At 68.1% G+C, this 23,983-nt stretch carries 25 protein-coding genes; 3 read left to right on the top strand and 22 right to left on the bottom strand.

Annotation, left to right across the window (positions count from 1 at the left end):
* Window positions 1-4: 4 nt before the first annotated feature.
* The gene (locus FBY39_RS15130) at window positions 5-496 is read left to right on the top strand and encodes a DUF4282 domain-containing protein (protein ID WP_141933306.1); all 492 of its coding nucleotides are present in this window, start codon (window positions 5-7) and stop codon (window positions 494-496) included.
* 2 nt (window positions 497-498) lie between these two features.
* Here FBY39_RS15130 and FBY39_RS15135 read toward each other — a convergent pair whose 3' ends face one another.
* The 13 genes from FBY39_RS15135 to prmC all read right to left on the bottom strand — a co-directional run bounded on the left by FBY39_RS15135 (window position 499) and on the right by prmC (window position 11,650).
* Entirely contained in the window at window positions 499-1,248 is a 750-nt protein-coding gene (locus FBY39_RS15135) for a YaaA family protein (RefSeq protein ID WP_141933308.1), read from the bottom strand.
* A gap of 61 nt (window positions 1,249-1,309) precedes the next feature.
* The gene (locus FBY39_RS15140; protein WP_141933310.1) at window positions 1,310-1,570 is read right to left on the bottom strand and encodes a F0F1 ATP synthase subunit epsilon; all 261 of its coding nucleotides are present in this window, start codon (window positions 1,568-1,570) and stop codon (window positions 1,310-1,312) included.
* 2 nt (window positions 1,571-1,572) lie between these two features.
* Window positions 1,573-3,018, bottom strand: coding sequence for a F0F1 ATP synthase subunit beta (gene atpD / locus FBY39_RS15145; RefSeq protein WP_141933312.1), 1,446 nt, complete (start codon window positions 3,016-3,018; stop codon window positions 1,573-1,575).
* Window positions 3,019-3,040: 22 nt separating this feature from the next.
* Window positions 3,041-3,940, bottom strand: a complete 900-nt coding sequence (locus tag FBY39_RS15150; protein ID WP_141933315.1) for a F0F1 ATP synthase subunit gamma — start codon at window positions 3,938-3,940, stop codon at window positions 3,041-3,043.
* Between the two features lie 20 nt (window positions 3,941-3,960).
* Window positions 3,961-5,601, bottom strand: a complete 1,641-nt coding sequence (gene atpA, locus FBY39_RS15155; RefSeq protein ID WP_141933318.1) for a F0F1 ATP synthase subunit alpha — start codon at window positions 5,599-5,601, stop codon at window positions 3,961-3,963.
* A 74-nt stretch (window positions 5,602-5,675) separates the two neighbouring features.
* Window positions 5,676-6,467, bottom strand: coding sequence for a F0F1 ATP synthase subunit delta (locus FBY39_RS15160; RefSeq protein ID WP_141933320.1), 792 nt, complete (start codon window positions 6,465-6,467; stop codon window positions 5,676-5,678).
* Window positions 6,467-7,021, bottom strand: a complete 555-nt coding sequence (locus FBY39_RS15165; protein WP_141933322.1) for a F0F1 ATP synthase subunit B — start codon at window positions 7,019-7,021, stop codon at window positions 6,467-6,469. The genes FBY39_RS15160 and FBY39_RS15165 overlap by 1 nt, the downstream gene beginning before the upstream one ends.
* Before the next feature lie 28 nt (window positions 7,022-7,049).
* Entirely contained in the window at window positions 7,050-7,286 is a 237-nt protein-coding gene (gene atpE / locus FBY39_RS15170; protein ID WP_141933324.1) for an ATP synthase F0 subunit C, read from the bottom strand.
* A gap of 62 nt (window positions 7,287-7,348) precedes the next feature.
* Entirely contained in the window at window positions 7,349-8,026 is a 678-nt protein-coding gene (atpB, locus tag FBY39_RS15175; protein ID WP_260838023.1) for a F0F1 ATP synthase subunit A, read from the bottom strand.
* 243 nt (window positions 8,027-8,269) lie between these two features.
* The gene (locus tag FBY39_RS15180) at window positions 8,270-8,773 is read right to left on the bottom strand and encodes a hypothetical protein (protein ID WP_141933326.1); all 504 of its coding nucleotides are present in this window, start codon (window positions 8,771-8,773) and stop codon (window positions 8,270-8,272) included.
* Complete coding sequence (locus FBY39_RS15185) at window positions 8,770-9,948, bottom strand: MraY family glycosyltransferase (protein ID WP_141933328.1); 1,179 nt, start codon at window positions 9,946-9,948, stop codon at window positions 8,770-8,772. The genes FBY39_RS15180 and FBY39_RS15185 overlap by 4 nt, the downstream gene beginning before the upstream one ends.
* On the bottom strand, window positions 9,945-10,739 hold the full coding sequence (locus FBY39_RS15190; RefSeq protein ID WP_141933330.1) for an L-threonylcarbamoyladenylate synthase: 795 nt from the start codon (window positions 10,737-10,739) through the stop codon (window positions 9,945-9,947). Before FBY39_RS15190 ends, FBY39_RS15185 begins: the two co-directional genes overlap by 4 nt.
* Window positions 10,740-10,780: 41 nt before the next feature.
* The gene (prmC, locus tag FBY39_RS15195) at window positions 10,781-11,650 is read right to left on the bottom strand and encodes a peptide chain release factor N(5)-glutamine methyltransferase (RefSeq protein ID WP_141934271.1); all 870 of its coding nucleotides are present in this window, start codon (window positions 11,648-11,650) and stop codon (window positions 10,781-10,783) included.
* A gap of 98 nt (window positions 11,651-11,748) precedes the next feature.
* On the opposite strand from prmC, the gene cysK reads away from it, so the two are divergent.
* Together cysK and epsC are read left to right on the top strand one after the other, a co-directional pair.
* A complete protein-coding gene (gene cysK / locus FBY39_RS15200) occupies window positions 11,749-12,687 on the top strand; it encodes a cysteine synthase A (protein WP_141933332.1) in 939 nt (312 codons plus the stop codon).
* A 1-nt stretch (window position 12,688) separates the two neighbouring features.
* A complete protein-coding gene (gene epsC, locus FBY39_RS15205) occupies window positions 12,689-13,258 on the top strand; it encodes a serine O-acetyltransferase EpsC (protein ID WP_141933334.1) in 570 nt (189 codons plus the stop codon).
* A gap of 26 nt (window positions 13,259-13,284) precedes the next feature.
* Here epsC and FBY39_RS15210 read toward each other — a convergent pair whose 3' ends face one another.
* The 9 genes from FBY39_RS15210 to FBY39_RS15250 form a co-directional block, all read right to left on the bottom strand.
* Complete coding sequence (locus tag FBY39_RS15210) at window positions 13,285-13,683, bottom strand: phage holin family protein (protein WP_141933336.1); 399 nt, start codon at window positions 13,681-13,683, stop codon at window positions 13,285-13,287.
* Between the two features lie 109 nt (window positions 13,684-13,792).
* Window positions 13,793-14,305, bottom strand: coding sequence for a hypothetical protein (locus FBY39_RS15215; RefSeq protein ID WP_141933338.1), 513 nt, complete (start codon window positions 14,303-14,305; stop codon window positions 13,793-13,795).
* A 607-nt stretch (window positions 14,306-14,912) separates the two neighbouring features.
* Window positions 14,913-15,992, bottom strand: a complete 1,080-nt coding sequence (gene prfA / locus FBY39_RS15220) for a peptide chain release factor 1 (RefSeq protein ID WP_141933340.1) — start codon at window positions 15,990-15,992, stop codon at window positions 14,913-14,915.
* A gap of 6 nt (window positions 15,993-15,998) precedes the next feature.
* Entirely contained in the window at window positions 15,999-18,059 is a 2,061-nt protein-coding gene (gene rho / locus FBY39_RS15225; protein WP_222115695.1) for a transcription termination factor Rho, read from the bottom strand.
* Window positions 18,060-18,243: 184 nt separating this feature from the next.
* Window positions 18,244-19,158, bottom strand: a complete 915-nt coding sequence (thrB, locus tag FBY39_RS15230) for a homoserine kinase (RefSeq protein ID WP_260838076.1) — start codon at window positions 19,156-19,158, stop codon at window positions 18,244-18,246.
* Window positions 19,159-19,229: 71 nt separating this feature from the next.
* Window positions 19,230-20,318, bottom strand: coding sequence for a threonine synthase (gene thrC, locus FBY39_RS15235; protein WP_141933346.1), 1,089 nt, complete (start codon window positions 20,316-20,318; stop codon window positions 19,230-19,232).
* A gap of 1 nt (window position 20,319) precedes the next feature.
* Window positions 20,320-21,630 (bottom strand): homoserine dehydrogenase, encoded by a 1,311-nt coding sequence (locus FBY39_RS15240; RefSeq protein WP_141933348.1) that lies wholly within the window; start codon window positions 21,628-21,630, stop codon window positions 20,320-20,322.
* Window positions 21,627-23,048, bottom strand: coding sequence for a diaminopimelate decarboxylase (gene lysA, locus FBY39_RS15245; protein WP_141933350.1), 1,422 nt, complete (start codon window positions 23,046-23,048; stop codon window positions 21,627-21,629). The genes FBY39_RS15240 and lysA overlap by 4 nt, the downstream gene beginning before the upstream one ends.
* Window positions 23,049-23,171: 123 nt before the next feature.
* On the bottom strand, window positions 23,172-23,981 hold the full coding sequence (locus FBY39_RS15250) for an LmeA family phospholipid-binding protein (RefSeq protein ID WP_141933352.1): 810 nt from the start codon (window positions 23,979-23,981) through the stop codon (window positions 23,172-23,174).
* Between the last annotated feature and the right edge of the window lie 2 nt (window positions 23,982-23,983).

Genomic DNA, 23,983 nt, shown 5'->3' on the forward strand with positions numbered 1-23,983 from the left:
GCCCATGAGCGAGCCCATATCGACACCTCCCCCGCTCCCCCCGCGCCCCGCGGCCGACGTGGCTCGCGAAACATCGGATGCCCGCACGGCGCACCGCGATGGGTATGACCCCGCGACCGACCCGGACGACACGGGTGTGCCGAACGGCCTCGCAGGCGAACCTTCCGACGTAGGGCGCGGCTTCTTCCGTGCCCTGTTCGACCTGTCGTTCCGCACGTTCATCACGCGCCGGCTCGCGAGCGTGTTCTACCTCGTCGGGCTCATCGCAATCGGCATCGGGTTCGTCGTCTATCTGGTCGGCGGACTCGTGCAGGGGGTCGCCGCCCTGTGGTTCAATCTCGGCGCCGGCATCTCGCTCATCGTCGCGACCCTCGTCCTGGTCCCCGTCATCACCTTGCTGGCGATCATCGCGCTGCGATTCGTCATCGAGGGCGTCGTCGCACTCATCGCGATCGCCGAGAACACCGAACGCACGGCGGAGAACACTCGGCGCTGATGTCAGACGAAGAGCTGGAGCTCGCCGGGGGCTCCGTCTGCGACACGGATATCGGCTGAGCGAGCCCACTCCGCGAAGCTGCGACGCGACGTCACGCGCGGCCGTTCGATCGCGAGGCGGCGCACGAGCGCACCCTTGGCGTGCTTATTGAAGTGGTTGAGGGCCCGCGCCGTTCCGTCGTCGGTCTCCGTGACGATGCGCACGTAGGTCGAGGCGACAGAGGTAGGCACGGGGCCGAGACGCTCGTAGGCCTCCGAGCGCAGATCGAGCACGAAGCGCACGCCGCTCTGTTCGATCGCGTGCGAAACGGCAGCAGCCCAGAGCCGGCGCGGATTCTGGAGCCCTGGAAGCGTCGTCGACGCGCCGAGGCGATAGGCGGGGAGAGGATCGAGAGCACTCACCGGTCCGAGGGGCGCCGAGTGGATCGCGACATGGCGACCGAGCCATCGGCGAGCGGAGGAGTCCAGCGTGTCTGCGCCGAGCGCGTCGTACAGGACCCCGGTGTACCGGTCGACCGCCGGCATGGTGGGCGAGGAGCGGAGAGCGGCGTTGTCTGCCACTTCGATGCGCTGGCGCTCACTCAGCTTGAGGACGCGCGCGGCGGCATCGACGTCGTGTGCAAGCTCCACGAGAGCATCCACGACGCGCTGGCGCGCGGGTGCGAGGGACGGATAGGCGAGCCCGTCGATATCGAGCGGCGCCGAGGTTCCGCCCGGACGCTTGGTCTCGGAGGGAGGAAGGAGGATCAGCATGGACAGGCCCCGAACGCGAACGCCGCCCGGCGGACCGGGCGGCGTTCGTGATATGTCGATGTCAGGAGATGAGCGCGGCGTTTCCGGCCACGATCGTCAGTTCGTTCCCCTCCATGGAGAGGAATCCGTCCTGCGCATTCGCGACGATCTTCGTGCCGGAGGTCTCGGTGATCCGCACCTGGCCTTCGGCCAGGATCGCGAGCACCGGCTCGTGCCCGGGCATGAAGCCGATCTCGCCGAGCACGGTCTTCGCGATGACGATCGACGCCTCTCCCGACCAGACCTCCGCATCGGCAGATACGAGACTCACCTTGAGCGCCATGATCAGGCGTTCTCCTTCTGGATCTGCGCCCACTTCGCCTCAACGTCGCCGATACCGCCGACGTTGAAGAAGGCCTGCTCGGCCACGTGGTCGAAGTCGCCCTTCACGATGGCGTCGAACGATTCGATGGTCTCCTTGATGGGCACCGTCGACCCTTCGACACCCGTGAACTTCTTGGCCATGTAGGTGTTCTGCGAGAGGAACTGCTGGATGCGACGTGCACGCGACACGACGATCTTGTCCTCCTCGGAGAGCTCGTCGACACCGAGGATCGCGATGATCTCCTGGAGTTCCTTGTTCTTCTGCAGGATCTGCTTCACCGCTGTCGCGACACGGTAGTGGTCGGCACCGATGTAGCGCGGGTCGAGGATACGACTCGTCGAGGCGAGCGGGTCGACCGCGGGGTACAGACCCTTCGACGCGATCTCACGCGAAAGCTCCGTCGTGGCGTCGAGGTGCGCGAAGGTCGTTGCGGGAGCCGGGTCGGTGTAGTCGTCGGCGGGGACGTAGATCGCCTGGAGCGACGTGATGGAGTGTCCGCGCGTCGAGGTGATGCGCTCCTGGAGGATACCCATCTCGTCGGCGAGGTTCGGCTGGTATCCCACGGCAGAGGGCATGCGGCCCAGCAGCGTCGAAACCTCGGAACCGGCCTGCGTGAAGCGGAAGATGTTGTCGATGAAGAGGAGCACGTCCTGCTTCTGCACGTCGCGGAAGTACTCCGCCATCGTCAGTGCCGACAGGGCCACGCGAAGACGCGTTCCCGGCGGCTCGTCCATCTGGCCGAAGACGAGTGCGGTCTTGTCGAAGACACCCGCTTCCTCCATCTCGTGGATGAGGTCGTTGCCCTCACGAGTGCGCTCGCCGACACCGGCGAACACCGAGACACCACCGTGGTCCTGCGCGACGCGCTGGATCATCTCCTGGATGAGGACGGTCTTGCCGACACCTGCACCGCCGAAGAGGCCGATCTTTCCACCCTGCACGTACGGGGTCAGCAGGTCGATGACCTTGATGCCGGTCTCGAACATCTGGGTCTTCGACTCGAGCAGGTCGAAGCTCGGCGCCTGGCGGTGGATCCCCCAGCGCTCCGTGACCTCGACGGTCTCGCCCGGTGCGCCGTTGAGGATGTCTCCCGTGACGTTGAAGACCTTGCCCTTGGTGACGTCGCCGACGGGGACCGTGATGGGGCCGCCGGTGTTGCGCACTTCCTGGCCGCGGACCATGCCGTCGGTGGGCTTCAGGGAGATCGCACGGACGAGGTCGTCGCCGAGGTGCTGAGCGACCTCGAGCGTGATCTCGGTGGACTCGCCTTCGATCGTGATCGTCGTCTTGAGGGCGTTGTAGATCTCGGGGATCGAGTCGTGGGGGAACTCGATGTCGACGACCGGGCCCGTGACGCGCGCGACGCGGCCGACCGACGTGGCGGTCTTCTCTGCGGTGAGGCTCATGGCTTCTTCTCTTTCGTATGGTCTATTTGCTGGATGACAGAGCATCCGCGCCGCCGACGATCTCGGCGATCTGCTGCGTGATCTCGGCCTGGCGCGCGTTGTTGCGCAGGCGGGTGTAGTCGGTGATGAGCTTGTCGGCGTTGTCGCTGGCGGACTTCATCGCCTTCTGCGTCGCAGCGTGCTTCGCAGCAGACGACTGCAGGAGAGCGTTGAAGACACGGCTCTGGATGTAGACAGGCAGGAGCGCATCGAGCACGACGCCGGCATCCGGTTCGAACTCGTAGAGCGGATACACCTGAGCGGGTCCCGTCGATTCCTCGGCCTCGACGACCTCCAGGGGAAGCAGGCGAACAGTCTCGGGAGACTGCGTCATCATGCTGACGAAGCGGTTGTAGACGAGGTTGATCTCATCGACGCCGCCGTCGTCGCCGCCGCGGTCGTACGCGTCGATGAGCGTCGCCGCGATCTCCTCGGCCGTCGTGAAGTGCGGCGTGTCGGTGTCACCCGTCCACTCCGCCGCGGCCTCCATGCGACGGAACTGGAAGTAGCCGACGGCCTTCCGTCCGACGAGGTAGAACACCGGCTCCTTGCCCTGACTGCGCACGAGCTCGGCGAGTTCGAGTCCCTCTCGCAGGATCTGGGAGTTGAACGCGCCGGCAAGTCCGCGGTCGGACGAGAAGATCACGATCGCGGAGCGACGGATCGTCTCGCGTTCCGTGGTGAGCGGGTGGTCGATGTTGGAGTGCGTCGACACGGCGGAGACGGCCCGGGTCACGGCTCGCGCAAAGGGCGAGGAGGCGCGGACGCGCGCCATCGCCTTCTGGATTCGCGAAGCCGCGATGAGCTCCATCGCCTTCGTGATCTTCTTGGTCGTCTGAGCAGAACTGATCTTCTGCTTGTAGACCCGCAGTTGTGCGCCCATGGTGTGTGCCCTCGACCGCCTTAGCGGCGGCCCTTGACGATCTTCTCCTGGTTCACGTCTTCAGCCTCGGCTGCCGCGACCTCTTCGTGTCCGGGCTTGCCGATCGCCTGACCCTTGCCGGACTGGAACTCGAGGATGAACTCGTCGGTCTTCTTCGCGAGCTCTGCAGCGGTGGCGTCGTCGAGGACGTTCGTCTCGCGGAGCGTGTCGAGGATCGACGTGTTGCGACGGAGGTAGTCGATGAGCTCGCGCTCGAAGGCGAGCACATCCTCGACCTCGATCGTGTCGAGCTTGCCGTTCGTACCGGCCCAGATCGAAACGACCTGCGCCTCGACGGGGTACGGGTCGTACTGCGGCTGCTTGAGGAGCTCGGTCAGGCGAGCGCCACGAGCCAGCTGACGACGCGACGCGGCATCCAGGTCGCTCGCGAACATCGCGAACGCCTCGAGCGAGCGGTACTGAGCGAGCTCGAGCTTGAGCGTTCCAGACACCTTCTTGATCGACTTGACCTGGGCGTCACCGCCGACGCGCGAGACCGAGATACCGACGTCGACCGCGGGACGCTGGTTGGCGTTGAAGAGGTCGGACTGCAGGAAGATCTGGCCGTCGGTGATCGAGATCACGTTCGTCGGGATGTAGGCCGAGACGTCGTTGGCCTTCGTCTCGATGATGGGCAGACCCGTCATCGAACCCGCGCCGAGCTCGTCGGACAGCTTCGCGCAACGCTCGAGCAGACGCGAGTGCAGGTAGAAGACATCACCGGGGTACGCCTCGCGGCCCGGCGGGCGACGGAGGAGGAGCGACACGGCGCGGTAGGCCTCGGCCTGCTTCGACAGGTCGTCGAAGATGATCAGGACGTGCTTGCCGTCGTACATCCAGTGCTGGCCGATGGCCGAGCCCGTGTAGGGGGCGAGGTACTTGAAGCCGGCGGGGTCGGATGCCGGAGCGGCGACGATCGTCGTGTACTCCATTGCACCGGCGTCTTCGAGCGCGCCCTTGACCGACGCGATCGTCGAGCCCTTCTGGCCGATGGCGACGTAGATGCAGCGCACCTGCTTCGTCGCGTCGCCCGACTCCCAGTTGGCCTTCTGGTTGATGATCGTGTCGATCGCGATCGCCGTCTTGCCCGTCTGGCGGTCGCCGATGATGAGCTGACGCTGTCCGCGGCCGACCGGGATCATGGCGTCGATGGCCTTGATGCCCGTCTGGAGGGGCTCGTGGACGCTCTTGCGCTGCATGACGCCCGGCGCCTGCAGCTCGAGGGCACGACGACCGTCGAGGGGAGAGATCGAGCCGAGTCCGTCGATCGGGTTGCCGAGCGGGTCGACGACGCGTCCGAGGTAGCCGTCGCCGACGGGGACCGAGAGGACCTCGCCCGTGCGGGTGACCTGCATGCCGGCCTCGATGCCGGAGAACTCACCGAGGACGACGACACCGATCTCGTGCTCGTCGAGGTTCTGAGCCAGGCCGAGCGTGCCGTCTGCGAAGGTCACGAGCTCGTTGGCCATGACGCCGGGGAGACCCTCGACGTGTGCGATGCCGTCTGCGGCGTCGATGACCGTGCCGACCTCCGTCGCCGCAGCGCCCGTGGGCTCGTACGCGGCGACGAAGTCCTTCAGCGCGTCACGGATGACGTCGGGGCTGATTGACAGTTCTGCCATTGTCTTCCTTCGTTCATGGGGCCTCGGCCCCGAAATCTCCGCCGCGCTCCTGCTGGAGCGAGGTGGGAAGTCTGTTATCCGGCGAGTCGCTGGCGGAGGTCGGCCAGACGGGACGACACGCTCGCGTCGATGACGTCGTCGGCGATCTGCACGCGCAGGCCTCCCACGACGGACCGATCGATGACGGTGTTGATCGCGACGGCGGTGCCGTAGCGCTGGGAGAGCGCCGCCGTGAGGCGGGTGATCTGCGCGTCGCTGAGCGGCACGGCCGTCGTCACCATCGCGACGGTGCGGCCGCGCTGGTCAGCCACGAGCTGCTGAGCCCGTCCGAGGACCTGACGCACACGACGCTCCCGCGAGAGCTGAACGAGCGACGCCGCGATGAGCGTCGTCGCGTCGCTCGTGCGGCCCGCGAGGAGCTTCTCGACGAGCGCGCCCTTCGCGGCGGAGTCGCCGAGACGGCTGCCCAGCGCAAGCTCGAGCTCCGGGTTGGCGGCGACCATCCGCGAGAAGCGGAACAGTTCGCTCTCGACGTCGGCGTTCGGCTCGGCGGTCGCGGCAGCCCGCACGGCGAGCTCCTCGATGCCCTCGACAAGATCGGACGCCGACGACCAGCGCTGATCCACGACGGTCGACAGGAGCGACGTCGTCGCCGGCGAGAACGCCGAGCTGAAGACATCGGAGACGACCTTGCGCCGTGCGGCGGGTGCCGCAGCGGAATCGGCGAGCGCGCCGCTCAGCTGCGACGAGTCGCCCACGGCCCGCGCCGCGGCGAAGAGCTCGCGGGCGACGGCGAGGTCGACACCCGACGCGGCGCCGAGCGCCGCCGTCGTCGCCGCGAGGGCCTGAGTGGTCGCGCTGCCCATTACGCCTTGGCTCCTTCGGAGGCCTCGAGGTCTGCGAGGAAGCGATCGACGACGGCCTGAGCCTTCGCGTCGTCGGAGAGCCGCTCACCGATCACGCCGCCGGCGAGGTCGAGTGCGAGCGATCCGACCTCGCTGCGGAGCGACACGAGAGCGGTCTGGCGCTCCGCCTCGATCTGCGCGTGCGCGGATGCCGTCACGCGAGCGGCCTCGGCCGTCGCGGCGTCCTTCGCCTCGGCGATGATCTTCTTGCCGTCTTCACGAGCCGCGTCGCGGATCGTTCCGGCTTCCTTGCGGGCATCGGCGAGCTGGGCCGTGTACTCGGCGAGCGCGGCCTCGGCCTTGCGCTGCGCCTCGTCGGCCTTCGCGATGTTCCCCTCGATCGCCGCACCGCGCTCGTCGAGCAACTTCTTCATGCGCGGAAGGGCGACCTTCCAGAACACGAACAGGATGACGACGAAGCAGACCGCCGACCAGATGATGTCGTACGCCGCGGGGAAGAGGGGATTGTAAGACTCCCCTTCTTCCGCGGCGTACGCGACAAGAGCGTTCAGCATCCTGTCTCCTTAGGTCGAGAGTGAGTGATCAGAAGCCGAAGATGAAGGCGGTCGCGATGCCGATGAAGGCGAGCGCCTCGGTGAAGGCGATACCGATCCACATGAGGACCTGCAGGCGACCGGCGAGCTCGGGCTGGCGAGCGACGCCCTCGATCGTCTTGCCGACGACGATGCCCACACCGATGGCGGGACCGATCGCGGCGAGGCCGTAGCCCACCGTCGCGATGGAGCCAGAGACCTGGGCGAGAACCGTAGTTGCGTCCACGGGGGTTTTCCTTTCGGTTGAGGGCGGCCCTGGGGTTTGGGTGCAGGGCCGTCCCGCGTTTATCAGTGCTCTTCTGCGACCGCGAGCTGGATGTAGACCGCGGTGAGGAGGGCGAAGACGTAAGCCTGGAGAACGGATACCAGGATCTCGAAGAGCGTGAAGGCGAAGCCGAACGCGAGGCTTCCGGCGGCGAGAGCCGACCACCAGCCTCCGAGATCGAAGAGGAAGAACTGCGTCGCCGCGAAGAACAGGACGAGCAGGAGGTGGCCGACCATCATGTTCATGAGGAGTCGGAGGGTCAGCGTGACAGGCCGGATGACGAACGTCGAGATGAGTTCGATCGGCGTCACGATGATGTAGATGGGCCACGGGACGCCCGAGGGGAAGAGCGAGTTCTTGAAGAAGTTCTTCGGGCTCTTCTTCAGGCCTGCGTAAATGAACGTGACGTAGCTCACGACGGCGAGAAGCAACGGCACGGCGATGATGCTCGTTCCCGCGATGTTCAAGCCGGGGATGATGCCCGTGATGTTCATGAACAGGACCATGAAGAAGATGGTCGTGAGGATCGGCAGGAACCGGTCGCCGTCCTTCTTGCCGAGGAGGTCGTGCGCGATGTTCACGCGGACGAAGTCCAGGCCCATCTCGACGAGGCTCTGGAAGCGGCCGGGCACGACCCTCATGCGGCGCGTGCCGAGCCAGAAGATGAGGACCACCGCGAGCGTCGCGAGCAACTGGATCATGTGGATCCGGTTGAACTCGAACCAGCCGATCGTGAAGATCGCCTCAGGGAAGAATTCCGCGATCGAGGGAGCGTGGAATTCGCCCCCGTCTTCGGCGGCGGCATTGGCGATCAGGGTCGCAGCTTGAGTAAACAGCGCTGGCTCCAGCTTCGGGGCATTGGTCGGGGACCGTTGCGACGATGGTCGATGAGCGTCATCCGCAAGTGCTCGCAAGCGAGCGGGGCGGGCGCAGAATTCAGCCTATCAAACCTTAGGACCACCTGAGTCCGCCGGTCCCTGCCGAGGGGCGTCGTCGTCGGGTGCGACGGTCGGCAGCGTCGTGTCGCTGACGTGCGGAATGCGCATCCGGAGCATGACGACGACATCGATGAGGAGCGACACGACGATGCCCGCCACGATCGCGATGAAGAAGACGACGGGGTTGATCCAGGGCTGTCCGCGCAGGATCACGAGCACCGCGATGAAGACGATGAACTTGAGGATCCAGGCGCCCATGACGATGCCGAAGAAGACGGGGACGTACAGGTCATCGCCGTACCAGCGGTTCGCGATCAGGATGCTGAGACCCGTGATCGCCAGGAAGACCGCCGCGAGGACGACGCCGGCCAGTGCGCTCCAGAGCCCCTCCGGGCCCGCCGCGACGTAGCCGATGAGCGCACCGGCGAGCGCGAGCACCGCCGTCGCGCCGGCGGACCACAGCAGTGTCGTTCGGAGGATCGGCGTGCTGGAAACGGGACTGGGGCTCATCGGGCGTCCTCCTGGACGTGCGGTGGGGCGGGAAGCAGGTCGGATGCCGCGCGTCGTCGCGACGGCAGGAAGGTGAGGACGAGGCAGATCGCGACGCCGACGACGCCGAAGGCGACACCGATGAGGTACTCCCCCGGCCAGTCGGACTGCGTTCCGATGTACATCAGGAGGAACGCGAGGCTGACGACCGCCGTCCACGCGTAGAAGATCAGCACGGCGTCGCGATCGGAGTGGCCCATGTCCAGCATCCGGTGGTGAAGGTGCTTGCGGTCGGGCGAGAACGGGGACTTCCCCGCACCGACTCTGCGGATGACCGCGAGTCCGAAGTCGAGAAGCGGCAGCAGGACGACGACGATCGGCAGCAGGATCGGGATGAAGGCACCGAGGAGCTGCGAGCGGCCGAACGAGTCGTTGTCGTCCACGAGGGCGGGCGGGATGTTGCCCGTGATCGCGATCGCCGACGTCGCCATGAGGAGCCCGAGCATGAGCGCGCCGGAGTCTCCCATGAAGAGCTTCGCGGGACTCCAGTTGAGCGGGAGGAACCCGATGCACGCACCGATCAGAACGGCAGCGATGAAGGACGCGAGGTTGAAGTACGTGCTCGCGCCCGTGTCACGCGAGAAGAGGTACGAGTACGCGAAGAAGACGACGTTGGCGATGAGGCAGACTCCGGCCACCAGCCCGTCGAGGCCGTCGATGAAGTTGACGGCGTTCATGACGACGACGATCGCGAAGACCGTCAGGGTCACGCTCACCCAGCTCGACCAGACCGTGATGCCGCCGATCGGCAGCGCGTAGATCTGCAGTCCCCCGAACCACGCGATGATCCCCGCCGCAAGGAACTGCGCGCCGAGCTTGATGAGCCAGTCCAGATCCCACAGGTCGTCGAGGACCCCCACGACGACGATGAGGAGCGTCGCACCGAGGATCGCCCAGACGCGCTCCGGCTGTGCCCAGATGAGGGAGAAGAAGGGATTCGGTGCTGATAGCAGGACGGCCGTCGCGACACCGAGGAACATCGCGACTCCCCCGAGCCGCGGCGTCGGGTTCTTGTGCACGTCGCGCTCGCGGATGCCGGGATACAGCTTGTATCGCAGGCTCAACCGCCAGACCACCCACGTCAGCACGAAGGTGAGTGCCGCCGTCAGGATGATCGTGAAGATGTACTGCTTCACGCGCGCCCGTCGGACGACACGGCGTCCTCGCCTCCGACTGCGGGTTCTGGTTCGGCACCGGGCTCAGCATCGGTACTGGGCTCAGCATCGGCACCGGGCTGAGCAGTGTGGTCGGATTCTGCACCGGGATCGGGCTCGAGGAGATCGCCGAGCACCTCGCGCAGCTGGTCGCGCGTGATGGCTCCCTCCCGCAGCACACGGACGATGGGGGTCTCGCCGCCGACGAGAGTCGTGGCATCCACGATCGTCGACGAGATGCCGGTGTCGGATGGACCGCCGTCGAGATAGACCGAGACGGCGTCGCCGAGGTACTGCTGCGCCTCGTCGATGAGGACGGACGCGGACATTCCCGTGAGGTTGGCGCTCGAGACGGCGAGCGGACCCGTGTCTTCGAGCAGCTCGAGCGCGAAGCGGTTCGCCGGCATGCGGACGGCGACCGTGCCGTGAGTCTCGCCCAGGTCCCACGAGAGGGATGGCTGGGCGGGCAGCACGATCGTGAGGCCCCCCGGCCAGAACTCCTCGATGAGGCGCTCGACAGGCTCGGGGATCTCCGCGGCGAGGGCGCGCAGCGTATTGACGCCCGGAACCAGCACGGGGGGCGGCGACTGGCGTCCGCGACCCTTCGTGTCGAGCAGGTTCTGGACGGCTTCCGCATTGAAGGCATCGGCCGCGATGCCGTAGACGGTGTCGGTGGGCAGGACGACGAGGTCGCCGCGGGCGATGGCGCGACGGGCTTCGCGCAACCCCGGCAGCAGCTGCGACTCGTCGCGGCAGTCGAAGAGGGAGGACATGACCGGCCCAGTCTACGGGCGCTGACCCGCAGTTCCTTGCGTCAGGGCCGGATGGCCGTCGTCGCGCGGTCGCGCATCGTCAAGTCGGGATGCGTCGCGGCCGCGCGCCATCCGTCCGCCGAGAGAAGCTCACGGATCGGTTCGCCCTGCCACTCCCCGTGCTCGATGACGATGATCCCGCCCGGATGCGCGAGCCGGAGCCCGACCCGGCTCAGCGTACGGACGACGTCGAGGCCGTCCGCACCGCCGTAGAGGGCGGCCGGCGGATCGAAGAAGCGCACCTCGGGGTCACGCGGGATCGCGGCATCCGGAACGTACGGCGGATTGGACACGACGACCGAGACCATGCCGTCGAGCTCAGGGAACGCGTCGGCCAGATCGACGAAGGCGAGGCGCGCGTTGTCGGCGCCGAACCGAGCGAAGTTCTCCTTCGTCCAGAGAAAGGCGTCGACCGAGTTCTCCGCGGCGTGCACCTGCGCGTGCGGCACCTCTGTCGCGAGCGACAGGGCGATCGCGCCGCTCCCCGTCCCGAGGTCGACGGCGATGGGAGCAGGGGATGCCGCGGCCCGCAGCGCGTCGATCGCCAACTGCGCGACGATCTCGGTCTCAGGCCGCGGCACGAAGACCCCCGGCCCCACACTCAGCTCGAGGTGACGGAAGGGCGCCGTACCCGTGAGGTGCTGGAGCGGAACACGCGTCGCACGGCGGGCGACGAGGTCGTCGAACATCGCGGCATCCGCGGGCTCGATGCCGTCACCGCGTACGAGAGCCGCCTGAATCGACCCACGCCCCGTCGAGAGGACGTGGGCAGCGAGAAGCTCGGCGTCGACGACGGGATCGGGCACTCCTGCTCGTGCGAGTGTCTCGGCGGCGCGGCGGAGAGCGGCGGAGAGCGGTTCGGTAGGCGTCATGAGCGGCGTCCAGCCTAGCGCCGTCGTCATACTCGGCCGACCGTCGGGTGGCTCCCCTAGGCTGGATCCCGGCTCGCTCATCCCCCGAAAGGCCCGACATGCCCGGCATCCATCCCGACATCACGACCGCTTTCGGCGACACGCCGCTGGTCAAGCTGAACCGCGTCGCCGAGGGCGTCGACGCGACGATCCTGGCGAAGCTGGAGTTCTACAACCCCGCGGGGAGCGTCAAGGACCGCCTCGGTATCGCGATCGTCGATGCCGCCGAGGCATCCGGCGAACTCCTCCCCGGTGGCACGATCGTGGAGTCCACGAGCGGGAACACGGGAATCGCGCTCGCGATGGTGGGCGCCGCGCGCGGCTACCGCGTCATCCTCACGATGCCGGCGTCCATGTCGAAGGAGCGCCGGACGCTCCTCAAGGCGTTCGGTGCCGAACTCGTCCTGACCGACCCGACGAAGGGCATGTCGCACGCCGTCGACGAGGCCAAGCGCATCGTCGCCGAGACCCCCGGCGCCGTCTGGGCGCGGCAGTTCGAGAACGAGGCGAACCCGGCGATCCACCGGCGGACGACCGCCGAGGAGATCCTGCGCGACACGGACGGGAAGGTCGACTACTTCGTCGCCGGGATCGGCACCGCCGGCACCGTGACGGGCGTCGGTCAGGTCCTCAAGGAGCGGATCCCGGGCGTGAAGGTCGTCGGCGTCGAGCCGTCCGACTCCCCCATCCTCACGAAGGGTCACCCCGGACCGCACAAGATCCAGGGCATCGGACCCAACTTCGTCCCCGCCGTGCTCGACCGCGACGTGCTCGACGAGGTCATCGACGTCGAGTTCGACGACGCCATCCGCCTCGCGCGCGAGACCGCCACGAAGGACGGCATCCTCGTGGGCATGTCCAGCGGCGCGGCGATCTGGGCAGCGCTCGAGATCGCGAAGCGGCCCGAGGCTGCGGGAAAGACCATCGTCGTCATCATCCCCTCGTTCGGGGAGCGCTACCTGTCGACAGCGCTGTACGAGAACCTCTCCGAGGACTGACATGTCGGCGTGGTCGCGGATCCGCGAAGACATCGCCGCAGCGAGACTGCGCGACCCCGCGGCGCGCGGCGGGCTCGAGATCGCTCTGCTCTATCCCGGGCTGCACGCGATCTGGGCCCACCGCGCATGGCACGCGCTCTGGGTGCGCGGCCTGCGCTTCCCCGCGCGCGCCGGATCGCAGGTGACGCGGTGGCTCACGGGCGTCGAGATCCACCCGGGTGCCATCATCGGCCGGCGCTTCTTCATCGACCACGGCATGGGCGTCGTCATCGGCGAGACGGCAGAGATCGGTGACGACGTCATGCTTTACCACGGTGTCACCCTCGGCGGACGTCAGCGCGACGGCGGCAAGCGCCACCCCACCCTCGAAGACGGCGTCGCCGTGGGTGCGGGAGCGAAGATCCTCGGCCCGATCAGGATCGGTGCACACTCGCTCGTCGGGGCGAACGCCGTCGTGACGAAGGACGCCCCCGCCGACAGCGTCCTCGTGGGCGTTCCCGCCAAGCCGCGTTCACGTCGTGCGGGCGAAGACACCCGGGCGATCCTCACGGCCCCGGAGTACGTCATCTAGCACGCACGTGGATGCCTCGTCATCCGTCACGAGCGACGGTCGGCGACCCGCTTCTTGATGAACAGAGGCGGCAGGAGCCATGTCGCGAGCGCCGTGACGAGCCACACGATGAGCGTGCCGATGATCCAGGCGACGGGGCCATCGATGCCGATGCCCGCGCGCGGCACGACGACCGCGATGAGCAGAGCGACGAACGTCGACACCAGGCCGATGCCGCCGATGAGCGCATTGGCGTGACGCCGCGTGATCTTGAACAGCCACGGCGCGAGAACGCTCTGCAGGACGGCGAAGATCACGACGGCGAGGACGAACCCCCACCAGTCGTTCCAGTGGAGGTAGAAGCCCGGCAGGATGAGGTCGGCCGCGATGAGTCCGAGCGCCGCCGACACGACGAAGATGGCCGCGCGGATGAGGAACGTGATCACGCCCCGAGCGTACCGCTGCCGGCATCCCTTCACTTGTCTATCGAGTTGTCGTATATGTCGTGCCCCGAGGGGGTTTGCGCGGCATATACGACAAGTGGATGCTGAGCGCCTAACCGGCGACGCGCAGCGCTTCGGCGACACGAGCGACCAACGCCGATGGTGTGGAGAAGAGCTGCTGGCGGGTCACCCTGATCACGCGCCATCCCGCGCGCACCATGTCGTCGTGTTTGACGATGTCGCGATGCCATTGCGCGGCGTCCGTCCGGTGGTGATCGCCTTCATACTCGATGGCCACACGGAACGCGGGATAGGCAAGGTCGACACACCCGAGGAATTGTCCCCGCTCGTCGTAGACGTCGGTGTCGAGCTGAGGCTCCGGCAGCCCGCCGTCGACAAGTGTCAACCGGACCCACGTCTCCATCCTGGACGCCGAACCGACGCGGACTCGCGGGAGCGCCTCGCGCAGCGCCCTCACCCCGCGCCGGCCCGCCGGGACCGCGGCATCCAGATCGCCGATCGTGGCCATGGCAGCGTGAAGCACCCGACCGGACGGGCCGGGCAGCCGATCGACGCGGACGATGGCATCCGCTGCCGCGATCAGATCGTAGGGATGCCGCAGCACAGCCCCGAGCAGAGCCCATGTCGAAGGAGGGTCTGTGACTGCGAGGGCGAACCGTGGATCCGACGTCGTCTGAAACGAGCCGGGCCTTAGTTGGTGCCCGGTGACGCCCCGGCCCCTCGGCGCACGACTCGGCGCGCACACCGAGACATGAACGGACGACGTCCGCTGGCGCGGCAGCGGGATCCCCCAGAGAATCGCCGCCGTCGCGTGGGAGAAGAACTCACCCGCATGCATGTGCGCGCTGAACTGACGAGCACGCAGCGTGATGAGCTCGTTCATCGCTCTCGCAGGGTCGCGGTCGTCGAACGACGAGATTGGTGCCGCCCGGAGTCCATGGAACGGTCTGTCGAGCGTCCGCGAGTCGATCTGTGCGCGACGGAACCCGTTCAGCCTCGCCCGAGACACGGAGAACGCCGCGCGCGCATCGAAGTTGTCGTCCACCCGGCGACTGTGCCACGCTCGCCACCCTCATGGAGTGACTTTTCCACAGCCTCCGCCGCGTCGCGCCGTCCCGCACCATCCACTTGTCGTAAATGCCGTGGAATCGCGCCGCGCAGGCGACATATACGACAAGTCGGTGGGGAGGGAGGGAAGAAAGCGTGCGGGGTCAGGCGTCGGTGGCGAGGGCGGCGAGGCGCGCCTCCTCGTCGGCGGCGATGGCCGACTCGACGAGGGGGTCCAGTGCGCCGTCCATGACCTGGTCGAGGTTGTAGGCCTTGAATCCCGTGCGGTGGTCCGCGATGCGGTTCTCAGGGAAGTTGTACGTGCGGATGCGCTCCGAGCGGTCCATGCCGCGGATCTGCGACTTGCGAACATCGGATGCCGCGGCGTCCAGTTCCTCCTGCTGCTTCGCGAGGAGCCGAGCGCGCAGAACGCGCATCCCCGCCTCACGGTTCTGCAGCTGCGACTTCTCGTTCTGCATCGACACGACGATCCCGGTCGGGACGTGCGTGATGCGCACGGCGGAGTCCGTCGTGTTCACCGACTGCCCACCCGGACCCGACGACCGGAAGACATCGATCTTCAGGTCGTTCGGGTCGATGTGGATCTCTTCGGGCTCGTCGACCTCGGGGAACACGAGCACGCCTGTCGTGGACGTGTGGATGCGGCCCTGCGACTCGGTCGCAGGAACGCGCTGCACGCGGTGGACACCGCCCTCATACTTCAAGTGCGCCCACACGCCCTGCGCGGGGTCGGTCGAACTGCCCTTGATGGCGACCTGCACGTCCTTGTAGCCGCCGAGATCCGACTCGTTGCGCTCGAGGAGCTCGGTCTTCCAGCCCTTCGAGGCGGCGTACTGGATGTACATCCGCAGAAGGTCCGCCGCGAAGAGCGCCGACTCCGCGCCGCCTTCGCCCTGCTTGATCTCCATGATGACGTCGCGTGCATCGTCGGGATCCCGCGGGATGAGCAGACGCCGCAGGCGCTCCTGCGCCGTCGCCAGGTGCTCCTCAAGCGTCGGGACCTCTTCGGCGAACGCGTCGTCCTCGCGCGCGAGCTCGCGCGCGGCATCCAGATCATCGGATGCCGCGAGCCAGTCCTCGTACGCCTTGACGATGCGCGAGAGCTCGGCGTAGCGCCGGTTCACGCGCTTCGCGCGCGCCGGATCGGCGTGCACCGCCGGATCGGAGAGTTCCTCCTGGACGGCGCGGTGCTCCTCGATCAGTCCTTTGACCGACTCGAACATGCCGGGTCAGCGGATGCTGTTGTCGTTCGCGTGGCTGTGGCCACCGCCGTGCCCGTTCGCGGGCGCCGGGATCGACTTCTGCATCTGCACGAGGAACTCGACGTTGGACTGCGTCTCCTTGAGCTTGCCGAGGACGACTTCCAGCGCCTGCTGCGTGTCGAGTCCCGCCAGGGCGCGACGCAGCTTCCACGTGATCTTGACCTCGTCGGAGGACAGGAGCATCTCCTCGCGACGCGTCGATGAGGCGTTCACGTCGACGGCGGGGAAGATGCGCTTGTCGGCGAGCTGGCGTGACAGACGGAGTTCGCTGTTACCCGTGCCCTTGAACTCCTCGAAGATGACCTCGTCCATCTTGGACCCCGTCTCGACGAGGGCCGTGGCGAGGATCGTGAGGGATCCGCCGTTCTCGATGTTGCGCGCTGCGCCGAAGAACCGCTTGGGCGGGTAGAGCGCCGACGCGTCGACGCCACCCGACAGCACGCGGCCAGAGGTCGGCGCCGAGATGTTGTAGGCGCGTCCGAGGCGCGTGATCGAGTCGAGCAGCACGACGACGTCGCGGCCCAGCTCGACGAGGCGCTTCGCGCGCTCGATCGCGAGCTCGGCGACGGTCGTGTGGTCTTCCGCGGGACGGTCGAAGGTCGACGCGATGACCTCGCCCTTGACCGTGCGCTGCATGTCGGTGACCTCTTCGGGACGCTCGTCGACCAGCACGACCATGAGGTGGACCTCGGGGTTGTTGGTCGCGATGGCGTTCGCGATCTGCTGCAGCACGATCGTCTTGCCTGCCTTCGGGGGCGCGACGATGAGGCCGCGCTGACCCTTGCCGATGGGCGCGACGAGATCGATGATGCGCTGCGTCAGCTTCTCGGGCGCGGTCTCGAGGCGCAGGCGATCCTGCGGGTACAGCGGCGTGAGCTGACCGAACTCGACACGGGTCGCGGCATCCTCGACGGAGAGCCCGTTGATGGCGTCGACCTTGACGAGCGCGTTGTACTTCTGACGGCTCGACTGCTCACCCTCGCGGGGCTGCTTGATGGATCCGACGACGGCGTCGCCCTTGCGCAGGTTGTACTTCTTGACCTGGCCGAGGGAGACGTACACGTCGCTCGCACCCGGCAGGTAGCCCGACGTGCGCACGAAAGCGTAGTTGTCGAGGACATCGAGGATGCCCGCGATCGGAATGAGGACGTCGTCGTCACCGATCTCGGTGTCGAACTCGTCGGTGGGGCCGGACGTCTGACCGCGCCGCTTGTTGCGCTGGCGCGTGCGACCGTTGCCGGACGTCGAGTCGTCGTCGGAATCGGATGCCGCGGGCTGCGGCGCCTGTGCGGGCTGTCCGCCCTGCGCAGCCTGGCGGTTGTTGGCGTTGCCGCCGGCGTTGCTGCTGCCCTCGCCGCCCTGGGCGTTCCGGTTGCGGCTGCGGCTACGGCTGCGGCTGCGGCCGCGACCCGTGCCCTCGGCGGGCGCGTCGCTCTCGCCGGAAGCCGAGCTGTCGGAGTCGGACGCGTCGGACGACGCCTCGTCGGCACCCTCCGCGGCTTCGGCGGACGGGGTCTCCGTCGGCGCGGCTGCTTCTGCAGCGGCCGGGGCGTCCTGCTCCGCCGGGGTCTCGCCCTCGGTCGCTGCGTCCGCAACAGGAGCGGTCTCGGTTGCGGGAGCCTCTGCGGGAGCCTCTTCGGCCGGCGACGCGGGGGCTTCCTCGGCCGAAGCTGCTGCCTCGGCGGGAGCCGCGTCGACTGCGGGCGCTTCCGCTGCCTCGGCGGCGGCGGCAGCCTCTGCGGCCTTCGTCGTCGTGCTCTTCGCACGGCGCGGGGCGCGCTTGCGGACCGGCTTGGTCGGCGGCGCCTCTTCGGCCACGGGCTCTTCGGCCACGGGCTCCGCGGACGCCGGCGCCTCGGCCTGCTCTGCAGCGACCTCGGCGGGTTCTGCGGCTTCGGCAGCGGCAGCGGCCTCAGCGGGCTGCTCCGACGCCTCGGTGTCGGTGGTGGTCACACCCTCGGTGGTCTCGGGCGCGTCGATGCGCTCGTCCGTTGATGCGTCGGTCTGGATCTCGGAGATGGACTCCACGAGTTCTCCCTTGTGAGTACGGATGGATATGCACGAGCGCACGCCGGGAGGCACAGAGGTGTAGCCGTCCGTGCCGGTTTCGGTGCTCTCACGCGCGTCCCGGAGGAAGTGCGGATGCTCAGAGGTCTGGCACGAAAAGCGTGCGGTGGTTTCGCAGAATTGCGACGGAGGCCAGATTCACGATTTACGTGGAACCCTCCGCGTACTCCTTCACTGTACCACCCTTGACGTCGACGGCCAGCATGAGCGCTTCCCAAGGAGTGTCGGCCGATGAGGTCGACGCGACCTCGACGGCGGCGAGTCGTGCGCCGGGTCCGTCTGCCAGCACGAGCACGCTCGGCCCCGCACCCGAGACGACGGCGGCGAAGCCCGCCGCGCGCAGCGACCGCACCAGGAGGTCGGTCGCGGGCATGGCCTGAGCGCGGTAGTTCTGGTGGAGACGGTCGCCCGTCGCGGCGAGCAGAAGCTCGGGGCTCTGGGTGAGCGCGGCGATGAGGAGGGCGGAACGCGAGACGTTGAAGACGGCGTCTTCACGCGGCACCTGCAGCGGCTGGAGACTCCGGGCGATCTTCGTCGACATCGTGAACTCGGGGACGAAGACCAGCGGAGCGACACCGCGATGCACGAGGAGCTTCTTGTGCTGCGGCCCGGTCTCATCCATCCAGGCGATCGTGAGCCCACCGAAGAGGGCAGGTGCGACGTTGTCCGGGTGGCCCTCCAGTTCGGTGGCGAGGCGCAGGAGCGCGTCGTCGTCGATCTCGACGATGCCCTCCAGGAGCCCCTTCGCCGCGAGGAGTCCCGAGACGACGGCTGCGCCCGAGGATCCGAGACCCCGTCCGTGAGGGATGACATTCCGGGCGACGAGCCGCAGCCCCGGGGGGCGCACGCCCATCGCCTCGAACGCGAAGCGCACGGTGGAGACGACGAGGTTCGATGCATCGCGGGGAACGTCCGCTTCGCCTTCGCCCGTGACGAGGATCTCGTACTGGCCGTCGGGGAGCGCCGTGACGACGAGTTCGTCGTACAGGCTCAGCGCGAGGCCGAGCGTGTCGAAGCCCGGTCCGAGGTTGGCGCTCGTGGCGGGAACCCGCACGAGCACCGAGCGGCCCTCGACGACACGCGCGGCGTCGGCGAGATCGGATCCCGCGTTCGACGCGGGCTCAGCTGGTGTCACGCGGTCGCCTCCGCGCGGACGAGGTCGAGAACGGATGCCACTTCGGACGTCGTGGCATCGACGACGGTGGGCTCGACGGTCGTCCCGTCGGCGTTCCGCAAGGCCCACTGCGGGTCCTTCAACCCGTGTCCCGTGACGGTCAGCACGACGCGCGAACCGGCGGGGATGATGCCCGCCTCCGCGCGGTCGAGGAGGCCCGCGACGCTGATCGCCGATGCGGGCTCGACGAACACGCCGACCTCGCCCGCGAGCAGCTTCTGCGCAGCGAGGATGCGCGCGTCGTCGATCGCGCCGAACCATCCGTCGGTCGCATCGCGCGCTTCGAGCGCGAGATCCCACGACGCCGGGTTGCCGATGCGGATGGCCGAGGCCACCGTCTCGGGATGCTTGACGACCTCACCGCGGACGAGCGGCGCCGAGCCTTCGGCCTGGAATCCGAACATGCGCGGAACGCGCGTGGAGACCCCGCGTTCCGCTTCCTCGGCGTATCCACGCGAGTAGGCGGTGTAGTTGCCTGCGTTCCCGACGGGGATGAAGTGGAAGTCGGGCGCGTCGCCCAGCTGCTCGACGATCTCGAAGGCCGCCGTCTTCTGCCCCTCGATACGGTCGGGGTTGACCGAGTTGACGAGGTGGACGGGATAGTTGTCGGCCAGCTCGCGCGCGATCTCGAGGCAGTCGTCGAAGTTCCCGCGGATCTGGATGAGCGTGCCGTTGTGGGCGACGGCCTGCGAGAGCTTGCCCATCGCGATCTTGCCCTCGGGGACGAGGACGGCCGCCGTGATGCCCGCGTGCGCCGCATAGGCGGCGGCCGACGCGGACGTGTTGCCCGTCGATGCGCAGATGACGGCCTTGGCGCCGTGCTCGACGGCGCGCGAGAGCGCCACCGTCATGCCGCGGTCCTTGAAGGACCCCGTGGGGTTCATCCCCTCGTACTTGACCCAGACGTCGGCGCCCGTGCGGCGCGACAGAGCGGGCGCGGGGATGAGCGGCGTGCCGCCCTCCCCGAGGGTCACGACCGTCGAGGCGTCGGTGACACCCAGGCGATCGGCGTATTCGCGGAGGACTCCGCGCCAGACATGAGCCATCTCAGTCTCCTTCCACTCGCAGCACCGAAACGACCCGCTCGACCACGCCCGAATCGGCGAGGCGGTCGACGGTTTCGCTCAGGTCCTGCTCCTTGGCTTTGTGCGTTCCGATGACGAGACGAGCGACAGCGGCTTCTTCGCCGCTCACCGTCTGTTCGAGCGTCGCGATCGAGACGCGTCCGTCGCTGAGGATGCCGGCGACCGTCGCCAGGACTCCCGGCTGATCGGCGACCTCGAGAGTGATCTGGTAGCGCGTCACGACGTGCCCGATCGGCATGACGGGCAGATTCGCGCGCGTCGACTCTCCAACGCCCACTCCCCCGGCGATGTGGCGGCGTGCCGCCGAGACGACATCGCCGAGCACGGCCGAAGCGGTCTGCACGCCGCCGGCCCCCGCGCCGTAGAACATGAGGTCGCCCGCGGCCTCGGCCTGAACGAACACGGCGTTGTTCGCACCGTGGACGCTCGCGAGCGGGTGGTCGCGCGGCACGAGTGCCGGATACACGCGCACCGAGATCGCCTCGGCACCCCCGTCGGCGGCGATGAGACGCTCGCAGACGGCGAGCAGCTTGATGACGTAGCCGGCGTGGCGCGCGGCATCCATCATCGCTTTGTCGATCTTCGTGATGCCCTCGCGGTACACCGCGTCGAGCGGCACCGTCGTGTGGAAGGCGAGGCTCGCGAGGATCGCGGCCTTCTGAGCCGCGTCGTAGCCTTCGACGTCGGCCGTCGGGTCTGCTTCGGCGAAACCGAGGGCCTGAGCATCGGCGAGGACGTCGAGGAACTCGGCGCCCTCGGTGTCCATCCGGTCGAGGATGTAGTTCGTCGTGCCGTTGACGATGCCCATGATGCGCTGGACGCGGTCACCCGCGAGCGAGTCGCGCAGAGGACGGATGATGGGGATCGCCCCCGCGGCTGCGGCCTCGTAGTAGACGGAGGCGCCGACCTGATCGGCCGCGTCGAAGAGCTCGGGGCCGTGGGTCGCGAGGAGCGCCTTGTTGGCGGTCACGATGTCGGCGCCGGAGTTGATCGCCTGCAGGATGTTCGCGCGCGCCGGTTCGATCCCGCCCATGAGTTCGATGACGATGTCGGCCCCCACGATGAGCGTGTCGGCGTCGGTCGTGAAGAGCTCCCGCGGGAGGTCTGCGTCGCGCGGGGCGTCGATGTTCCGGACGGCGATCCCGGCGAGCTCGAGCGTCGCCCCCGCACGGTCGGCGAGCTCGTCGCCGTGTTTGAGGAGGAGGGCGGCGACCTGCGAGCCGACGGCTCCCGCGCCCAGCAGTGCGACGCGCAGACGGCGATAGTCGGTCATGCGATCCCTTCATTCGTGAGGGCGGTGACACCGCAATCGCGGGCGAGCAGATCGTCGATCGTCTCTCCGCGCACGATGACCCGCGCCTCTCCCGCACGCACCGCGATGACGGGCGGCCGGGGGACGTAGTTGTAGTTGTTGGACAGCGAGAAGCAGTACGCGCCCGTCGCCGGCACCGCGAGGAGATCCCCCGGCTCGACATCTGCCGGGAGGTACTCGGCGTCGACGACGATGTCGCCCGACTCGCAGTGCTTCCCGACGACCCGAACGAGGGCGGGCTCCGCGATGCTCTCCCGCGACGCGATACGGGCCGAGTACTGCGCACCGTAGAGGGAGGGACGTGCGTTGTCGCTCATGCCGCCGTCGACGCTGACGTAGAGCCGCGTCGCGCTCGCGGCGAGCGCGACGGGCTTCGTGGTGCCGACCGTGTAGAGCGTCACGCCCGCGGGTCCGACGATGGACCTGCCCGGCTCGAAGGCGAGGTTCGGGATCGGGATGTCGCGCGCGCCGCACTCGCGCGCGACGGCCTCGACGATCCCCGTCGCGAGGTCTTCGATGGGAGTCGTGACGTCGGCGGACGTGTAGGCGATCCCGAAGCCGCCGCCGAGGTTGAGGACGGGAAGGTCGCCCCCCGCGAGGAGGTCGGCGTGGAGAGCGACGAGCCGCGATGCGGACTCGGCGAATCCCGCCGTCCCGAAGATCTGGGAGCCGATGTGGCAGTGGAGTCCGACGAGCCTGAGCCCCTCGATCTCACGGATCCGTGCAGCGACGGCCGGCGCATCGGCGAGGGTGAAGCCGAACTTCTGGTCCTCGTGGGCCGTCGCGAGGAAGTCGTGCGTCTCGGCATGGACGCCGCTGTTGACGCGGATAAGAACGGGCTGCACGGTATCGCGTCCCGCGACGATCGCGGCGAGGCGCTCGACCTCGACGAGGCTGTCGATCACGATCGAGCCGATGCCGACCTCGACGGCGCGCTCGAGCTCGGCGACCGACTTGTTGTTGCCGTGGAAGCCCAGGCGTGCGGGGTCTGCGCCGGCCGCCATCGCGATGGCGAGCTCCCCACCTGTGCAGACGTCGACCGCGAGCCCCTCGTCGGCGACCCAGCGGACGACCTCCGTCGAGAGGAAGGCCTTGCCCGCGTAGTACACGCGCGCCGAGACGCCGTGGCGGGATGCCGCGGACTGGAACGCCGCGAGCGTGCGGCGCGCGCGGAGCCGCACGTCGTCTTCGTCGAGGACGTAGAGAGGAGTGCCGTACTGTTCCGCGAGCGCGACCGCGGAGACGCCGCCGACCGTCACTGCACCGTCGTCGTCACGCCTCGCCGAACCCGGCCAGACCTCGGCGACGAGCTCGTTGGCGTCGGCGGGGCGGACGAGCCACGCGGGAACTGGCGTCGATGCGGACGAAGCGGCGGACACAGTGGAACCAATCGGGGTGGAAGTCTGGGCCTCCGGGGATCGCCCGGTTGTCGGCTGCTGCGGGCGGTGGACGCACGCGCCGGGCAGTGCTAGCAGTCTAGAGCACCCCTGACGCGGGACTTTTCAGCACGTGCCGTTCTCGAGCATCGCAGGATCGTCGATGATCGACCCGTCGATGTCGAACCCCGCGACGAGGAGGTCGCCCTCCACCGTGATGTCACGAAGCACGAGGCCTGCCGGCAGGTACTGGGCGATGCACACGGGCCAATCGCGCAGGACGGCGTTGGAGAGGATGCCGAACTGCCGCCGCAGCTCGTCGGCTGTGACATCCGCGCCCGCGACCTGCAGCGAGGCGGGCGTCAGCACGAGGGAGCCGTCCGTCGCGCCGGGGCTGAGCGACACCCCGACCGGCACGGCCGCGCCGAAGACGTCGAACTCCGTCGACGCGGTCACGAAGGGAGCATCGATCCCGAGGGCATCCGCGGGGAAGCCGTCGACACCGGCCATGAGGCTCCGCAGCTGTGCTTCGTCGACGCGCACGACCGCCGTGGCATCCTGCAACTCCCCTCCTCCGCGGATCGGCACATCGAAGGCCTCGACCGAGATGTCACCCTCGAACGGTCCGAGCGCGACATCCTGCGACTCGACTCTCACCTGGTCGAGAGACCCGCCGATGAGCTGCGGAATGATGACGCCTGGCACGTCGACATCGATCTGCTGGTCGGCGGGCAGCGCGAGGTTCGTGATGATCTGCGAGCGGATCGTCTTGACGACGAGGTCGCGCGCGATCGCCTCGCCCGCGAACCATGCCCCCGCGGCGAGGAGGGCGACGACGGCGAAGGCGACGAGCCAGGGCCACGCGCGACGGCGGCGCGGCTCTTCGGCCGTGGTCCACTCCAGCGGGAGGGTCGGCTGCGTGTCGCCCGCGCTCACGT

The organism is Microbacterium sp. SLBN-146 (assembly GCF_006715145.1).
Classification (GTDB): Bacteria; Actinomycetota; Actinomycetes; order Actinomycetales; family Microbacteriaceae; genus Microbacterium.

Coding starts and splice junctions, on each gene's coding strand:
- FBY39_RS15130 (WP_141933306.1), top strand. CDS start 5: ATGAGCGAGCCCATATCGACACCTCCCCCGCTCCCCCCGCGCCCCGCG.
- FBY39_RS15135 (WP_141933308.1), bottom strand. CDS start 1,248: ATGCTGATCCTCCTTCCTCCCTCCGAGACCAAGCGTCCGGGCGGAACC.
- FBY39_RS15140 (WP_141933310.1), bottom strand. CDS start 1,570: ATGGCGCTCAAGGTGAGTCTCGTATCTGCCGATGCGGAGGTCTGGTCG.
- atpD (WP_141933312.1), bottom strand. CDS start 3,018: ATGAGCCTCACCGCAGAGAAGACCGCCACGTCGGTCGGCCGCGTCGCG.
- FBY39_RS15150 (WP_141933315.1), bottom strand. CDS start 3,940: ATGGGCGCACAACTGCGGGTCTACAAGCAGAAGATCAGTTCTGCTCAG.
- atpA (WP_141933318.1), bottom strand. CDS start 5,601: ATGGCAGAACTGTCAATCAGCCCCGACGTCATCCGTGACGCGCTGAAG.
- FBY39_RS15160 (WP_141933320.1), bottom strand. CDS start 6,467: ATGGGCAGCGCGACCACTCAGGCCCTCGCGGCGACGACGGCGGCGCTC.
- FBY39_RS15165 (WP_141933322.1), bottom strand. CDS start 7,021: ATGCTGAACGCTCTTGTCGCGTACGCCGCGGAAGAAGGGGAGTCTTAC.
- atpB (WP_260838023.1), bottom strand. CDS start 8,026: ATGATCCAGTTGCTCGCGACGCTCGCGGTGGTCCTCATCTTCTGGCTC.
- FBY39_RS15180 (WP_141933326.1), bottom strand. CDS start 8,773: ATGAGCCCCAGTCCCGTTTCCAGCACGCCGATCCTCCGAACGACACTG.
- FBY39_RS15190 (WP_141933330.1), bottom strand. CDS start 10,739: ATGTCCTCCCTCTTCGACTGCCGCGACGAGTCGCAGCTGCTGCCGGGG.
- prmC (WP_141934271.1), bottom strand. CDS start 11,650: ATGACGCCTACCGAACCGCTCTCCGCCGCTCTCCGCCGCGCCGCCGAG.
- cysK (WP_141933332.1), top strand. CDS start 11,749: ATGCCCGGCATCCATCCCGACATCACGACCGCTTTCGGCGACACGCCG.
- epsC (WP_141933334.1), top strand. CDS start 12,689: ATGTCGGCGTGGTCGCGGATCCGCGAAGACATCGCCGCAGCGAGACTG.
- prfA (WP_141933340.1), bottom strand. CDS start 15,992: ATGTTCGAGTCGGTCAAAGGACTGATCGAGGAGCACCGCGCCGTCCAG.
- thrC (WP_141933346.1), bottom strand. CDS start 20,318: ATGGCTCATGTCTGGCGCGGAGTCCTCCGCGAATACGCCGATCGCCTG.
- FBY39_RS15240 (WP_141933348.1), bottom strand. CDS start 21,630: ATGACCGACTATCGCCGTCTGCGCGTCGCACTGCTGGGCGCGGGAGCC.